This window comes from Streptomyces sp. NPDC028331 (genome assembly GCF_055565775.1).
In genome coordinates this window covers 1-15,453 of the sequence record NZ_JBVHTR010000024.1, presented here as the reverse complement: position 1 = coordinate 15,453, position 15,453 = coordinate 1, and the positions used below count along the sequence as shown (strand labels likewise).

The following is a 15,453-nucleotide window of genomic DNA, read 5'->3' as shown; positions in this document are numbered from 1 at the left end:
GCAACGATTATCGTGTCGCAGATGGGGGAACCATTTTCCACGCGGACGACGAACTGCTCCGCACGCTTGCCGTACACGGCCACGCCCAGGCGGGACCGCGCTCGGAGTCGAGCGCCGCGAGGTGCTGCCAGGTCCATAGAAGCGTCTCCTGCGGCGAGTGCGAGCCGAGACTCGCCGAGCTGAGTCAGGACGGCGGGCGGCAGTGCCGGCAGGAACTGCGCGCGGTACCAGGCCGCCTCACGGACTCCTGCGTCCAGCGCTAGCCAGTCACCGGGGTCTGCGACATCAAGCGTGCTCCGCGGCGGCGCACCTGCCGCCAGCCGCATCGCTGCCGCAGCGCATCCTCGATGTCCTCAAGCTTTCCCGCCCACTCCGACAGCTGTACCGGGTGATCGTAGGGCGCGAGGTTCGCGCAGGGCGCGCGGAATATGGCCAGTGGTCGCCGTGGGCGGGACACCTTCACGGTTACTGGTGCAGCAGCCCGCACGCCGGCTCCAAACGGGCAGACTCCCGGCTGCTCCCGCTTCCGGTGGACATGAACAGGAGCACGGACATACTGGTTTACAGAGGGAGAGGTGGCGATAGGCCTGCTCAAACGCCTGGATGTGACGGCTCCGTCTTTCGCTCTCCTGGCGGATGCGCAACAGGGGCAGGTGCACCGCCCCGGTGCTGGGCGCGGGCAGACTACGAACATGCAGCTCCCCGCCGAAGCCGTAGCCACCGCTGTGTTGCTGGAGGTCGTAAGGATCTCCGAACTCCCGACAAAGCGGGGCGCCCCGTATCCCGGCAGGGCGGGTGCCCACTGGATCGGGAGCGAGGCAGCCGGCGTCCTGACCTTGATCGAGAGCTTGCCCGGCAGCGAGCAGCACCGCTGCGGCTTCTCGCCGGGCTGGAGCGTCCGGGCGTACGCGGACACTCTCGACCTGGCGCTGTTCGAGGCGGCGTTCTGCTTCAGCTGCCATGAAGTCCGCATGCAGGGAACCGCCGTGCCACCCGCACTGGAGACGCAGTTCTTCGACGCGGGCGCCCCGCAAGCGCACGCCCTCCTGGCCCTCTTCCGCGAGGCAGCCCCGTAGCCGGTCGGCCACAGTCACAAGACCTGCTCAGCCTCTGAGAAAACCTCACTGGGCTACTCTTCTAGAGGCATTCCGGCCGTCGACACCTGACGAGAAAGAAGCGAACGACCGCATCCCAGGACTTCGAGAACTGCTGGCGGCCGCTTCGAAGAATCTGGGTGCGTGGGAAATCAGCGAAGAACGGAGAGTCACCCACGGTCGCTCTGCGGCGCTCATCGTGGGGGACGACGAAGGGTGCCGACGAGCCGGAAGGGTTCTCCTTCCAGGTCCGCGACCAGGACTCCTGACTGCCCGTTGCACAACCAGTGCACCTCGACACGCCATGTGACGTCTTCTGGCGTATCAAGGGTCGAGTGAAGGATGAACCGTTCGGGGTCAAGATGCGAGATGGTGTACGGGAAGTCAGGTACGTCGGCGGCCGGCCTCGGCACGGGCGTCGGTTCGCTCAGATCCACCTCGAACGTGCGCAATCTCTGCGGCGCCATAGGTTGCGGCAGTGGTGGTGGCACGATCGAGCCGATGTCGGGTGGAGCTGACCGTGAATCCACTCGCACGCGTAACTCACGGAGGATCACGGCGCGATCAACAGTGGCCTCGACCAACAGGTGCACAGTCGTGTCTGACAGATGTACCCAGTTGCGGGAGCCCGAACGTGCTGCGGAGGATTCGGGTAGTGGACCGATGTGCCCTCTCAAAAAAGCGGCCTGTGTGACCTTCACGGTGACAGGGGCTGATGGTTTCGGAGCGAACAGCGCATTACGGCCGCTGGCAATGACTTTGTCGGCGCCGCGGGTCACAAGCCCGCTGAGAGTGGACGCAAGCCCGGCGAGGACCGCTGCCAGAACCCACATCCCCACGTCTGGCATGGCGAAGGCGGCGATGACAGCAGCGAGCAGCAGGGCTGTCGCTCCAGCCCGCACGATGAGTCGGCGAGACCGCACCGTATCCCCTCCAGAGCCGCCTCCGATGCCCCATGAGCCGGACCTTCGCAGCACAGTCTTGCAAAGGCCGTCGACCGCCGGGGTGGTGATCGTCTTGTCCGGCACCGCGCCGACCGCAACCCCCTCGTCCGCCACCTCAGCAGGACAGCAGCAGAAGGTCTGAAACTTCGTCCTGCCCAGCGCTTCCTCGTCAAGCCCAACGGCTTTGAGCTGATGCTTGGTTCCCGATAGGGACGTGATGTTTCGCCCAGCCCGTTGACCTGTCGCAGCACACCGAGACGGCCCCATACTCCAGGACCTGACGAAGCCGAGGGGCGGAGGAGCACGGTGAGCGCAGTGGCGGCAGCAGGGACCTGGAAGCTCGGGGACCTGGAGGTGAATCGCATCGGCTACGGCGCGATGCGGCTGACGGGCAACGGCATGATGGGCAACTCCGACGCCACGCCGATCGACCGCGATGCCGCCGTCGACCTGCTGCACAGTGCGTTCAAGCAGGGGGTCAACCACATCGACACGGCCGCCTTCTACTTCTCACCACTGCGGTCCGCAAACGAAATCATCAACCGCGCCCTCTCGTCCTGGCACGGCGACGTGGTCGTGGCGACCAAGGTCGGCCCGGCACGCGATCCCTCCGGCGAGTGGCTCTACGCGGTCCGCCCCGATCAGCTGCGTGGCCAGGTCGAGGAGAACCTGCGCCAGCTCGGCCGTGACTGCCTGGACGTGGTGAACCTGCGCGCCGGCGGTTCCCGCACAGCCTCGATCGCCGAGCACTTCGGCGCCCTCGCCGAACTACGCGATGCCGGCCTGGTCCGGCATCTCGGGCTCTCCGCTGTCCTGCCGGAGCACGTGGTCGAGGCCCAAACGATCGCGCCCGTGGTCTGCGTGCAGAACTCCTACGGCCTGGACTGGCGCCGCGCCGACGAGAGTGGGCTGGTGGACCTGTGCGGGGAGCAGGGCATCGCCTTCGTCCCGTTCTTCGCGGTCTCGGGCCTGCGGCGCGAGGCAGCCGCAGGCCCGGAGCACGACGCGCGCGTCCGCTCCGTCGCCCGCGCCCACAATGCGACGCCGGCCCAGATACGGCTCGCCTGGACCCTCCACCGCGGTCCACACGTGCTGGCCATTCCCGGCACCACAAACCCGGCGCACCTCGCCGAGAACATCGCAGCAGGAGCCCTGCGCCTGACCGAGGAGGAGTTGGCCCTCCTCGACAAGCCGGACGAGAGCACCGCCTGAGCCTCCCCCCGCGACGGTGAACTTCCCCCGATCTCTTGAGAACCGGATCGAGTGGGGCGAGGAGTGTCCCTGGTCGCGTCGCATTCAGGAATGATCACGAATGCGTATTTCGGGGGGCTTCCTCTCCGGCCGCCGTACTGGCGGCTACTGCTGACGGTGTGGGAGTGGTTTGTTCAGGCGGTGCCGTCCGGCGGGGCGATGCGGGCGAGTGAGCCGATCTCCAGCGCGGTCCACAGGGCGCCGTCGGGGCCGACGGTGATGCCGTGCGGTTCGGAGCGGGGGGTGGGCAGGTCATGGACGGTGACGGAGCCGTCGGGGGTGATCGTGCCGACCCGGTTGCGGCCCCATTCGGTGAACCACGCGGTGCCCTGTCCGTCGACGGTGACGGCGTGTGGTCGGGCGGCGCGGTCGGGCAACGGGAACTCGGCGATCCGCCCGTCGGGAGTGACCCGGCCGATCTGACCGGCGGCGATCTCGACGAACCAGAGCGCTCCGTCGTGGCCTGCGGCGATTCCGACCGGCGCCGCCGCCTCGGTCGGCAGGGGGTGGAGAGTGACCGCACCGTCCATGCCGATCCGCCCGATGGCGTTGGCCTGGTTGAGTGTGAACCACATGCCGCCGTCGCGACCGGCGGTGATTGCCGAGGGAAACGCGCCGGTGACGGGCAGCGGAAACTGGGTGAGGTGACCTTCGACGGTGATGCGGCCGATGCGGTCGGCGGCGGTCTCGGTGAACCACAGCGCGCCGTCGGGTCCCGCCGCGATACCGAACGGCCCGCAGCCGGTGCCGGGCACGCCGAACTCGTCGATCACGCCGTCGGTGGTGATGCGCCCGATCCGGTCCGCTCGGTACTCGGTGAACCACAGCGCGCCGTCCGGGCCGGGGGTGATGAGGGTCGGCCCGCTGTCGGGGTCGAGCCGGTGGCTCGTCGGCTCCTCTCCCGGGACGAGGCGGCCGATCCGGCCGCTGTGGACGAGGGTGAACCACAGTGCGCCGTCCGGTCCCGTGGTGAGGGCGTAGGGTCCGGCCCCGTGGTCGGCCACTGTGTGCTCTTCGATGGATATCTGGGGCGCGTGGTTCAAAGGGACTTCCCCTGTCCGTGCTCGGTGGCGATGCGCGCGATGTCGGCCGGAGTTCCGGCCATGATGGTACGGGCGTGTTCGGTGACCAGGTCGGCGGGCCAGTCCCACCAGGCCGCTCGCAGCAGCCGCTTGACGTCTTCGTCGTCGAAGCGCTGCCGGATCGGTTTGGCCGGGTTGCCGCCGACGATCGTGTAGGGCGGGACGTCGGCGGTGACTACGGCGCCGGCCGCGATGATGGCGCCGTCGCCGATCCGTACGCCGGGCATGACGGTCGCCCGGTACCCGAACCAGACGTCGTTGCCGACGACTGTGTCACCGCGGCTGGGCATGGCGGTGACGATGTCCGGCGTCTGCTCCGCCCACCGGCCGCCGAACATGGTGAACGGGTACGTCGAGACGCCCATCGTCGGGTGCTCGGCACCGGCCATCAGGAAGGTGGTTTCGGAGGCGATCGAGCGCAGTACTTGCCGATGGTGAGGAGCTCCGGCCCGTAGGCGTAGAGGACGTTGCGGTGCTGGAAGTCCGTGGCGCCATCCGGGTCGTCGTGGTAGGTGTACTCCCCCACGGTGATGTTCGGTGAGGTGACCAGCGGATTGAGGAACACCACGCGGTCCTGAGCGGGCAGCGGGTGCACCGTGGTCGGGTCAGGGGACAAGGTCGGGGGTCCTTGGCGTGGTTGCGGGATGTCGCACACGGCCCTGGCGGGGCGTCGCCGGGCCAGGGCCGGATCACCCTGGCCCGGTGGAGCTTCAGGTGTTCTCGGGGCTGGGCGGGGTGACCCGCTCGATGAACTGGACGATCACGCGGGTGGGGTCGGTGACCTGGAAGGAGCGTTCGCCCAGAGGGCCTCGGCAGCGGCATGGTGATGTCGACGCCCTCGGCGCGCAGCCGCTTCTCCCGGCCAAGGCGGTTGTTAGTGTCAACGGCTGTTCGCGGCTGCCTCGTTCGAGGTGGTGACCGCACCTGGATCAGTGGAACGACGCGGCGCCGCGGAGCCTTCCGCGGGCTTGGACCTCGCCAGCCACAGGCCGGTGAACACGGCGGTGGCCGAAGTGATGGCGCCGGCAGCGAGGAAGGCGCTGTCGAGGCCGCTCTCGAAGGAGGCGCCGCCGGATTGCCGGGTCCGGACGACGGCTCCGAGTACCGCCACGCCGAGCACCGCGCCGATCTGCCGGGTCGTGCTGCTGATGCCTGATGCGAGGCCGCCTTCTTGCGGGCTGACTGCTTGGATGGCGGCGCCTGTCAGCGGGGACATGGTCAGGGCGAAGCCCGTGCCGGCGAGTCCCAGTCGCCACCACACGTTCCCGTAGCCGGTGTCGGCGTGCACCATGCCGAGCGCCAGCAGTCCCAGGCCGGCCAGGGCCAGGCCGGTGGTGACCACGATTCGGAAGCCGTGCCGGGCGGCGAGCCGGCCCGCGTACGGACTGACGATCACCATGGCGAGGGAGACGGGGAGCGTCTGCAGGCCGGCGCGCAGGATCGAGCTGCCCTGGACGTACACGAAGAACTGGGAGAAGAAGAACGACGATCCCATGAGCGCGAACCCCACCACGACCATCGCGGTGTTGGACACGGTGAACAGCCGCTGCCCGAACAGCCGCAGCGGCAGCATCGGAGCGGAACGACGCGCTTCGACGGCGACGAAGGCGGCGAGGAGGATCACCGCGGCGGCGAAGCTGCCCAGGATGACCGGTGAGGTCCAGCCGCGAGCACCCCCCTCGATCAGCCCGTAGGTCAGTACCCCCACCGCCAGAACGGACAGCACCGTGCCCGGAATGTCGATCGCGGGGGCACTCGGGTTGCGGGACTCGCCGAGGTGGCGCAGGCCGACCAGCAGCAGGACCACGCCGATGGGCAGATTGACCAGGAAGATGGCGGGCCAGCCGAAGGCTTGTGCCAGCACGCCGCCGGCCACGGGGCCTGCGGCCAGACCGATTCCGCTGAATCCGGCCCACAGCCCGATCGCCTTGATTCGTTCTTGCGGCACGGGATAGGCGGCGGCGAGCAGGGCGAGCGAGGCAGGGCTCAGCGCCGCGGCCCCGATGCCCTGCAGCACCCGACCGGCGACCAGCCAGCCGAGCGAGGGCGCGAGGCTGCACAGCAGCGACGCGGCGGTGAACACCGCCACGCCGGCCAGGTACACCCGCTTGCGGCCGAACCGGTCGGCGAAGACACCGCCGGACAGCAGCAGCATGGCGACCAGCAGTACGTACGCGTCGACGATCCATTGCAGTCCGGTCAGCTGAGCGTGCAGCCGGTGCTGCATATCGGGCAGTGCCGCTCCAACGATCGTGTTGTCGAGCAGGACCATGAATTGGCCCAGACAGGTCACCGTGAGCAGCACGGCCCGGTCTGATCGACCGCCTGCGGTCACATGCGATGGAGCCATGGGATCCCCCTCAATCGTTGGTTGCGCCCGGTCGCGGTCGACGCCGATGGCGATACACCTGAGCACCTTAAAGCAGTCGACGACTGCGTTAGGCGACTATAGGGAGGATCGCGTCACAAACGCAAGTAGCGACTGCGTTAAGGTGAGATGCATGAACGAGCGACAGCGAGCCCGGCGGCCCGGCGGGCGCAGCGCCCGCGTCGGCGCACAGGTGCACCAGGCCGTCACCGACCTGATCAGTGAGCGCGGCTACGGCAACTTCACCGTCGGCGACGTCGCAGCCCGCGCAGGCGTAGCCGACAGCAGCATCTACCGCCGGTGGGGCAACCTGGAAAACCTGCTCACCGACGTCGCGCTCACCCGCCTCAACGCGCAGTCGCCGATGCCCGACACCGGGAGCCTCGCCGGCGACCTGCGCACTTACGCGGCCCAAGTCGCCCGCGAGATCACCGGACCCGACGGCCCGGCGGTACTGCACCTGGCCGTCGCCCTGTCCAGCAGCGGACAGCAAGGCCTGCAGGCCGGTGCAGCCCTCCGCGCCGAACGCACCCGACAACTGCAGTCCTTGCTCGATCGCGCCCGAGACCGTGGCGAGCACGCACCCGACGCGTACGACGTGTTGGACCACATCCTGGCCCCGATGTACATCCGCGTCCTGTTCGGCATGGTTCCGCTCACCCCCGACTACATCGACGGGCTGGTCGACCGACTGCTGTGACCCCAACCCGGACGCCACGATCAGCCCTCGGACGCGGTGGCAGCGCTCCGCGAGGTGCTTGCCGACACGCACCCGGCCAGCTCGGGAATCCGGCCCTTGGCCGGCTCACGGGGCTTGGCTGGATCCGTCGGTCGGCGGGCCGTCGCCGCGGATTGGGCGACGCCCCGCAGCTCATCCCCGTCATGGAACGCATCCGCGTCGGCCGGCTCAGCGGCGGACGACGCCCCCGCACCCGGCCTGACCCCCTCGGCGGCGACAAGGCCTATTCCTCACGGGGTAACCGCCGATACCTGCGCAGACGGCAGATCAAGCACACTATCCCCGAGCCGAAGAACCAGCAGGCCAACCGCCAACGCCGCGGCAGCAAGGGCGGACGGCCCACCGGCTTCGACAAAACGATCTACAAGCGCAGAAACGAAGTCGAGGGCACGATCAACGCCCTCAAGAACTTCCGAGACGTTGCCACGAGGTTCGACAAGCGTGTCTACGTCTTCCAGGGCACCGTGACCGTTGCAGCGGTCCGGCTCTGGCTTTGGGGGTAGATCCATTATCCCGGTGCGGGAAGGCGCCTGTCACCGTTCTCCGGAATGATCTTTACATCCGTTGTGCACCTTTAGGCTTGCGGGCGGACACAAAGCACGCATCTCACCTGGGAGTTGAGAGTGGCGCACGACGTTGCCGCGCTGACAGCGGAACTCACGGACATGGCTGCGGCCGATCACCAGTTGGCGGTCCGCGCGAACAGCGACGACCCCGCCGAGCAGCTGGCCTGGCGGCGGCTGACCGCCCGGCACGGTGACCGGCTCAACGAGATCATGGACGAGTACGGCTGGCCGACGGCGGAACTGGTCGGCGAGGAGGCCGCACGCGCGGCGTGGCTCATCGCTCAGCACGCCGACCGGCAGCTCGACGTTCAGCGTCGCGCTCTCCATCTGATGCAGCAGGCGGTGTCGGCAGGCTCGGCCAGCCCGCGCGAGCTGGCCTTCCTGCGCGACCGCACGCTGGTCAATGAGGGCCGCAAGCAGGTCTACGGAACTCAGATCGCCGGCGTGAAGGACGGCGCGCCGGTTCCGTGGCCCTGTGAAGAGCCCGAGCGCATGGACGAACTTCGTGCGGAAGTCGGCATCGAGCCCTTCGACGAGTACGTCGCCCAGTTCTCTATGGCCTGACGCCCCCTTCCCGGTCGCGTCCGGTGGATCACTGCCCGGACTCACCTGCCGCGGGCAATGATCCGCCGGACAGGCCCCAGCCAAGAGGACGGCGGTAGCGCAACTTGTTGAGAGAGGCCCCGCCGGTGGTGTCCTCCACGGCTGCGCCGTCTGGGCGCCAGCCGGCTGCTTCGTAGAAGCGCCGGGCACGCTCATTGTCTTCCAGGACCCACAGGGTGGCTTGCGTGTACTCGGCCTGTCCGAGCGTCGTCAACGTGGCCAGCATCAACTGCTTCCCGATGCCGGTGCCCCAGACCTCAGGTAGCGCGTTGAGCGTGCCGATTTCTGCGATGGCAGGGGTCTCCTGACACGGGCCGAAACCTGTGAATCCGATGATTCCCGCTTCGGTTTCGGCTACGAGTACCCCCGATGACGGCCAGCGTGTCTCCGCGATACGTGTCTTCCACTCGGACTCTTCAAGGGCTGGGTCCATGGCGTCGAGGTGGTGCTGCGGAACAAGACCGGCGAAGGCCACCCGTCAGGAGCGCACGTAGACACCAGCAACCGCTGAAGCGTCATCAGGCCACGCCTGTCGAATCCGCATGGTCGTCATTGTCCAAGGCCCCTCAAGCCGGGCCAAGTTGTTTTCCGGGGGCGACGTCGAGAGCTCAGCAGTCTGTGCCGGCAGCGCCCGCGCGGAGTCCGCGTAGCGGATCGCGGTCTCGCACCGGGGCGGGCGGCGTGGACGGCCGCGAGGGCGAGAATCAGCCGGTCCGCCGGCCGGGTCACGACGGTGACCGCGGACTGGACGGGCCCGGGGCCTACGGGCTGGATGACACCGCAGACCACGGACTGTTCCAGGCTGGTCCCTGCCTGACCTGGGTCTACGGAAAGCCTCTGACGTCCGATGCCGTCTGACCTGCTGCGGCGGCACGTCCTGCGTCACTCTTGGTCACCGTAGTACGTGTGCGTGTACGTGGTGGTGTACTCCTCGACGGGCCTGGCCCTGTCCGCGGCGTACTCGGCACGCGCCCGGCGGTCCGCCTCGGTGATACCGGGATGGACCGGGGGCATCCGGGGTGCGCGCCAGAGTTGGACCAGGTGGCGCTCTCCGTGGTCGCCGATGCCGGGTTCGGGATCGTCGACGTGGCAGTACAGGCGCATCCGCACCCAGTCGCCGCCGTCGGGGGCAGACGGGACCTGGAGAGACGGTTCCCCCTCCGGCCATGCGTCCAGGATGTCACCGGGTTCGAGAATCTCGAGGCAGAGCTCGGGAGTTTCAGCGAGCAGGCTCATTTCCTCCGCCGCCTCCCATCCGTTGTCGGTGTCCGGTGCCGGCGGGGCGTCGTGGACCTGGATGGTCATGTGGAGGGGGCCGGTGTCGGTGGTGGTGAGGACGACGGCGCTGGAAGGACCGGCAGGGCCGCACCGCCAGCCGTAGGGCATCTCGGCGGGGTAGTCGTCGTGCTCGGTGAAGCCGATGAGATAGCCGCCTTCTCCGACCTCGATGGTGAACGCGGTCTCATGGACCAGCATGGGATGGCTCCTTCTACGTCTCCCGCCTGGCGTCGGCGCCGCAGTGACGGCGGCACGGGCGCGGTGGTCCCGCCGACCCGCAGCCGACTGAGCGCGCGCCCTGATCCCCGGCCGCGGCCACGCCGCCCATTCCGGCCCTCCCTTGTCCGTGCCGGATCGTGCCCACTGCAGCGGCGATGGGATGGGACTGGCGCGGTTCGGAGATGCCCTTGGCGTAGTCTCCCGCGCCAGATCCAGTCTCCCGGGCAACTCGGCGAGCTCGGCTTCGAGCTCCTCGACACGCATCCGCTCCCCCTCCTCCGCCACCACGACAGAGACGAGCAGTCCCGAGCACAGCCCCGCTCAGCTTTCCTTCAGCTCAACGCGCCTGCGGGGATGGTCCCGAACTCGGCCGTAGCCTCGGAGCATGCAGACACACCCCGCAGTCCGGTGGCAGATCGGTCGGACGACCGTCCACCGGGTGGACGAGATCCAGGTGACCGGCCTCGCGCACATGCTGCTCCCCGACGCCACACCCGCCGTGGTCGCCGAGGTGCCCTGGCTGCCACCGTCCAGCGTCGACGACGAGGGGGAACTGATCGCGTCAGTGCACACCTTCGCCATCGAGGTGGACGGACAGCGCATCCTGGTCGACACGGGCGTCGGCAACGACAAGACGCGCCCCAACCCGGCCTGGGACCACCTCGCGACACCGTTCCCCGACCGGCTGACGGCCGCCGGATTCCCGCCCGAGAGCGTCGACCTGGTGATCAACACCCACCTCCACATGGACCACGTCGGCTGGAACACCCGGCTCGACAACGACACATGGCGCCCCACTTTCCCCAACGCCCGCTACCTGACGGCTCGCACGGAGTACGCGTACTGGGACGGTGCCGACCTGCCGGCCGACCGGCGCCAACTCCTCGTCGACTCCGTCCACCCGGTGCGCGACGCGGGCCTGCTCGACCTGGTGGACGTGCCGGACGACGGTGTCGAGGTGGCCGCCGGACTGCGGCTGCTTCCCGCGCCCGGCCACACGCCCGGCCAGTTGACGGTGCGCATCGACAGCGCCGGAAGCTCGGCGCTGATCACGGCCGACTGCCTGCACCACCCCGTGCAACTCGCCCGGCCCGACATCGGCTGCACCGCCGACACCGATCCGGCCATGGCAGCCCGCACCCGCGCCGCCCTGCTCGCTTCCGTAGCGGACACCGGCGCGCTGCTGCTCGGCAGCCACTTCACCCACCCGACGGGCGGGCATGTGCGACGCGACGGCACGGCATTCCGCCTCGACGGGTGACCTGGTCACGGCACCGGGACCGGCGGGTTGCCGGGGATTGCGCGCAGCGCCCACTGCGCGGCTTCGGCCGACTTCTCGTTGTTGCTTTCGTGAGCGGTTGCGCCTGCTGAAGACAGAAGGCTTACGGGCTGCCCCGCGATTGATCGGGGGCAGCCCGTAAGACGTCACGGAAGAACGGTCACCCGGACCTGGATGGGCAATCTTTTCCTGGCCGGTGGACAAGCACAGGGGAAGCCCAGTGCGGGGCGCGCGCCCCGGTGAGGTGGACTTCGTCGTCGTCCGGGAGAACGTGGAAGGCGAGTACAGCCAGGTCGGCGGGCGGCTCAACAGCGGGTTCCCGGACGAGATGGCCGTACAGGAAGCCGTGTTCACCCGGGCCGGTGTCACGCGTGTGCTGGACCACGCGCTCAAGCCGGCCGGGAAGCGCAAGGGCCGGCAGACGTCCGCGACGAAGTCGAACGGCATCGTGCACACCGTGCCGCTCTGGGACCGGCTCGTCACCGAACGGGCCGCCGCCTTCCCAAAGGTCAGCTGGGACCAGGAGCAGATCGACGCGCTCGCGGCGAGGCGTCGATCCGCCACTCCCGGGAGGTGGAGGAGGTGTCGGTCTGCTGTTCAGCGAGGGCCGCCTGCAGGGTGTCGCCGTCAGGCGACCGGGCCACTACCCCGGCCACGGCGGGCGTCGCACCCGCCGGTGCCCGCCACCGATGTTCTTCCGGGACAGGAGCCCGGAAAGGGCTCCTGTCCCGGAAGCGGGGGTCATCCGGCGGTCAGAGTGGTCCACTGCTGGTTGGAGCCGCCGTTGCAGTCCCACAGCTGGAGCTGCGTTCCGTCGGCCGTGGAGAAGCCCGGATCGTCGAGGCAGCGGCCGGAGACGGGGTTGCGGTAGCCGCCGTTGTAGGGCTGCCAGACCTGGTTGGGACTGCCGTGGCAGGCCCATATCTGCACCTTGGTGCCATTGGCGGTGCCCCCGCCGGCGGCGTCGAGGCACTTGCCCAGGGAGCGCAGGGTGCCGTCCGTGTAGGCGGACCAGACCTGGTTGGCGCCGCCGTGGCAGCCCCAGATCTGGACGGCGGTCCCGTCGGCGGTGCCGGCGCCGTTGACATCCAGGCACTTGCCGGTGATCCCGGACTGTACGGGCGCGGGTGCGGGGGCGGGGTTCTTCAGCCATCCGGCGCTGTCCGCGGCCTTAATGCCGCGGTGGAAGGCGTCGGCCATCTTCTGGTAGCCCGCGTCGTTGGGATGCAGGGGGTCGGACAGGTCGGCCGTGGTCAGGCTGCTCATGTCGACGTATGCGACGTGTTTGCCCGCGGCCTGTGCGTCGCTGACGATTCGGGGGATGGCCTGGTTGTACGTGCCCCGGTGCTGCTCCTCCGAGCTGTTGTCGGACACGATCAGGGAGGCGACGAGGACGGTTGCGTCGGGGACGTCGGCGGTGATCTGGTTGACCAGCGACTTCAGCCCGGCGATGGCGGCGTCGGCCCCGGAGGCCCCTATGAGGTCGTTGGTGCCGATATGCAGCGTCACGACGTTGGGCCGGTAGCGGGTCAGCGAGGCGTCGGCGAGTGCGGCGATCTCGTCGATGTGGTACCCGGGGTGGCCTTCGTTGTCGGGGTCGGACATCGAGCCGTTCCGCACCGTGCCGACGAAGTCCAGCGGATGGCCGTCCGCCGCAAGCTCGTTCCACAACGGCCCCCGATAGCCGTTGCCGTTGCTGCTTCCCATACCCCAGGTGATCGAGTCGCCCAACGGCATGACCCGCAGGGGCGTGTCTGAGGCGGCGGAAGCAGGGGTGACACCTGTCGCCGTCACCGCAAGCGCGGCAGTGACAAGCGTGACCAGGGGTAATATCCAAGACCTTCTCATGCACGCGTCCTCTTCTGCGAGTGAGTGCTGCGTCAACGGGGGCTGACCGCCGTTCGTGTCAGCAGCCCGGCCGTCGTGCCGTCCCGTCGGCGTCGGCGGCCGCCTGACGTACTGGCAGAACGGCGCGGGTCGGGGCCCCTTGCGCTGTGAGCGTTGACAACACCGAGCTTGTCCGGCGTCCCGTCTGCCCCGGCCCTCCCGTACCGATCGGGTCGGCCAGAACCGGCCCCACAAACGCACTCGTACAGATATCACGCTGATCCCCGCCTGGGACATCCCATGAATGATAGAAATTTGGGAAGGGCGGCCCAGGGGCGAATTCTGCGCCGTTTCGTCCTAGCTCCCCTTCCACTAGGCGTGTTGGACACTCTCCCCCTCTCCGGCACCACCCATGAACATCCCATGTCTGATGGCTGGTGCTCGACCCGCCCATCGTGCCCGGGCCAGGGTCGGCTCCCCCTCGTGCTGGATCAGCACACTGTCCCCCACCCACCTGCGCGGCAGCACCACGCGCCCGGTGGTGTCGTCGGCGGGCCACCACCACGTGCCGGTTGCAGTTTCCAACTTCTTCCCGGCGTCCCAGCCGGAAGTCGGGCGGGGGTCTTCGCCGCGGACCCCGGGCGCTGCGAGTCCTCGATCGCCGCCGTCGGGCCCACCGTCCGGCACTCCTTGTGGCGCACGTTGTCACGCAGCCGGGCGTGGAGCTTGGCGAGCAAGCCCGTCACCTGCCAGCGGGCGGGTGACGGCGTGCACCCGCCGATACGGCGGGAAGCCCTTCGGGGGGCCGGCCCACTCGACGCCGTTGCCGACTGCGCAGCGGATCGCGGTGGCCAGGGCCGGATTGGGCACCAGCTCCATCGCCCGGACGGCCCGCGGTTTCCCTTGTCGGCGGCCGTTGAGAATTCCCCACGTACGACCACCTTCGCCGTCACCCTCCGTCCATGTCCCGGGGTGCGTGTTGCGCGGCGAGTCGGGCCACAGGCGGCTCCTGGGCGCGGCCGGCATCGCCGTCGCAGTGCTGTTGGGAATACCGGTCCGCGCTTGATCTTTGAACGCGGTGGCACGGTCGGCGTCGGCCCTCCGGCGCGCGGCCGGCCGAGCCTTGTCCGAACGAGAAAGCGCGGTGATCACGTAATGCAGGCGGTGCGGTTTCACGAGTACGGCGGGATCGAAGTGCTGCGGGTGGAAGAGGTGGAGCGGCCGGTGCCCGGTCCAGGGCAGGTGCTGGTCGAGGTCCGTGCAGCCGGGATCCAGCCCGGCGAGGCGCACATCCGCACGGGCGCGCTGCACGAACGCTGGCCGGCGGTGTTTCCCTCCGGGCAGGGCAGCGATCTGGCCGGCGTCGTGGTGGAGGCCGGCCCGCACGTCCGGGGCTTCGCGGTGGGTGATGAGGTATTGGGTTTCACCCATAGGCGGGCCAGCCATGCGCAGTTCGTCGTGGTCGACGACGTGAATCTGGTCTTCCGTCCGGCGGGGCTGGCCTGGGATGTGGCCGGGGCGCTGTACGTGGCCGGCACGACCGCCTACGCCACCGTGTTCGCAGTGGACCCCGGCCCGGACGACACGGTCGTCGTCTCCGGTGCGGCGGGCGGAGTCGGGTCGCTCGCCGTGCAGCTCGCGCGGCGGCGCGGCGCCACGGTGATCGGGCTGGCGAGCGGGCGGAACCACGCCTGGTTGAAGGATCACGGTGTCCTCCCGGTCGAGTACGGGCCAGGTGTGGTCGAGCGGATCCGTCAGGCGTCCGGCGGCAGGGTCGACGCGTTCATCGACACCTTCGGCGACGGCTACGTGGCACTCGCAGTGGAGCTGGGCGTGCGGCCCGAGCGCATCAACACGATCTGCGACTGGCAGGCGGCGGCCAAGGTCGGCGCGCGGACCTACGGAGAAGGCGCGGCGGCGAGCGCGGTCGTACTCGGCGAGCTGGCCCGGCTTGCCGCACGCGGGCAGTTGGAGGTGCCGATCGCCCGCACCTACCCGCTGGAGCAGGTGCGAGACGCCTTCCGCGAGCTGGAACAGCGGCACACCCACGGCAAGATCGTGCTCCGGCCCTAGTGCTGTGACCGGAAAGGTTCACCGGCTCGCGGCGTCCGGCACGGCACCTCGCCGCGTTGTCGCATCACCCGAGTACATCCAGTACGCGGGCGATGCTCCGCCTTGCGATGTACCGCACCGGACGCCGCGA

At 69.1% G+C, this 15,453-nt stretch carries 12 protein-coding genes and 3 pseudogenes; 8 read left to right on the top strand and 7 right to left on the bottom strand.

Annotation, left to right across the window (positions count from 1 at the left end):
* The first annotated feature begins 692 nt into the window (after positions 1-692).
* Complete coding sequence (locus ACZ4SW_RS28985) at positions 693-1,076, top strand: hypothetical protein (protein WP_468251533.1); 384 nt, start codon at positions 693-695, stop codon at positions 1,074-1,076.
* A gap of 212 nt (positions 1,077-1,288) precedes the next feature.
* Here ACZ4SW_RS28985 and ACZ4SW_RS28980 read toward each other — a convergent pair whose 3' ends face one another.
* A complete protein-coding gene (locus ACZ4SW_RS28980; RefSeq protein WP_468251531.1) occupies positions 1,289-2,152 on the bottom strand; it encodes a hypothetical protein in 864 nt (287 codons plus the stop codon).
* Between the two features lie 192 nt (positions 2,153-2,344).
* On the opposite strand from ACZ4SW_RS28980, the gene ACZ4SW_RS28975 reads away from it, so the two are divergent.
* A complete protein-coding gene (locus tag ACZ4SW_RS28975) occupies positions 2,345-3,250 on the top strand; it encodes an oxidoreductase (RefSeq protein WP_468251529.1) in 906 nt (301 codons plus the stop codon).
* A 173-nt stretch (positions 3,251-3,423) separates the two neighbouring features.
* On the opposite strand, the gene ACZ4SW_RS28970 is transcribed toward ACZ4SW_RS28975, so the two are convergent.
* The 3 genes and pseudogenes from ACZ4SW_RS28970 to ACZ4SW_RS28960 form a co-directional block, all read right to left on the bottom strand.
* On the bottom strand, positions 3,424-4,332 hold the full coding sequence (locus ACZ4SW_RS28970; RefSeq protein ID WP_468251527.1) for a Vgb family protein: 909 nt from the start codon (positions 4,330-4,332) through the stop codon (positions 3,424-3,426).
* Positions 4,329-4,987 (bottom strand): annotated as a pseudogene (locus ACZ4SW_RS28965) (CatB-related O-acetyltransferase). Before ACZ4SW_RS28965 ends, ACZ4SW_RS28970 begins: the two are co-directional and overlap by 4 nt.
* Positions 4,988-5,251: 264 nt before the next feature.
* On the bottom strand, positions 5,252-6,721 hold the full coding sequence (locus ACZ4SW_RS28960) for an MFS transporter (protein WP_468251525.1): 1,470 nt from the start codon (positions 6,719-6,721) through the stop codon (positions 5,252-5,254).
* 151 nt (positions 6,722-6,872) lie between these two features.
* Between ACZ4SW_RS28960 and ACZ4SW_RS28955 the strand changes: the two genes are divergently transcribed.
* The 3 genes and pseudogenes from ACZ4SW_RS28955 (at position 6,873) to ACZ4SW_RS28945 (ending at position 8,608) form a co-directional block, all read left to right on the top strand.
* Entirely contained in the window at positions 6,873-7,439 is a 567-nt protein-coding gene (locus tag ACZ4SW_RS28955) for a TetR/AcrR family transcriptional regulator (RefSeq protein WP_468251523.1), read from the top strand.
* Between the two features lie 155 nt (positions 7,440-7,594).
* Positions 7,595-7,981, top strand: a pseudogene (locus tag ACZ4SW_RS28950) (transposase); the annotation flags it as partial.
* Positions 7,982-8,101: 120 nt separating this feature from the next.
* Positions 8,102-8,608, top strand: coding sequence for a DUF6624 domain-containing protein (locus tag ACZ4SW_RS28945; RefSeq protein WP_468251521.1), 507 nt, complete (start codon positions 8,102-8,104; stop codon positions 8,606-8,608).
* 28 nt (positions 8,609-8,636) lie between these two features.
* On the opposite strand, the gene ACZ4SW_RS28940 is transcribed toward ACZ4SW_RS28945, so the two are convergent.
* Both ACZ4SW_RS28940 and ACZ4SW_RS28935 read right to left on the bottom strand, forming a co-directional pair.
* Positions 8,637-9,122, bottom strand: a complete 486-nt coding sequence (locus ACZ4SW_RS28940) for a GNAT family N-acetyltransferase (RefSeq protein WP_468251519.1) — start codon at positions 9,120-9,122, stop codon at positions 8,637-8,639.
* A 407-nt stretch (positions 9,123-9,529) separates the two neighbouring features.
* Entirely contained in the window at positions 9,530-10,123 is a 594-nt protein-coding gene (locus tag ACZ4SW_RS28935; protein WP_468251517.1) for a hypothetical protein, read from the bottom strand.
* Between the two features lie 406 nt (positions 10,124-10,529).
* Between ACZ4SW_RS28935 and ACZ4SW_RS28930 the strand changes: the two genes are divergently transcribed.
* The gene (locus ACZ4SW_RS28930; RefSeq protein WP_468251515.1) at positions 10,530-11,405 is read left to right on the top strand and encodes an MBL fold metallo-hydrolase; all 876 of its coding nucleotides are present in this window, start codon (positions 10,530-10,532) and stop codon (positions 11,403-11,405) included.
* A gap of 232 nt (positions 11,406-11,637) precedes the next feature.
* Positions 11,638-11,973: pseudogene (locus ACZ4SW_RS28925) on the top strand (isocitrate/isopropylmalate family dehydrogenase); the annotation flags it as partial.
* 191 nt (positions 11,974-12,164) lie between these two features.
* On the opposite strand, the gene ACZ4SW_RS28920 reads toward ACZ4SW_RS28925, so the two are convergent.
* Positions 12,165-13,271, bottom strand: coding sequence for a ricin-type beta-trefoil lectin domain protein (locus tag ACZ4SW_RS28920; RefSeq protein WP_468251513.1), 1,107 nt, complete (start codon positions 13,269-13,271; stop codon positions 12,165-12,167).
* Positions 13,272-14,405: 1,134 nt separating this feature from the next.
* On the opposite strand from ACZ4SW_RS28920, the gene ACZ4SW_RS28915 reads away from it, so the two are divergent.
* Positions 14,406-15,323, top strand: a complete 918-nt coding sequence (locus tag ACZ4SW_RS28915; protein WP_468251511.1) for an NADP-dependent oxidoreductase — start codon at positions 14,406-14,408, stop codon at positions 15,321-15,323.
* Positions 15,324-15,453: the final 130 nt, after the last annotated feature.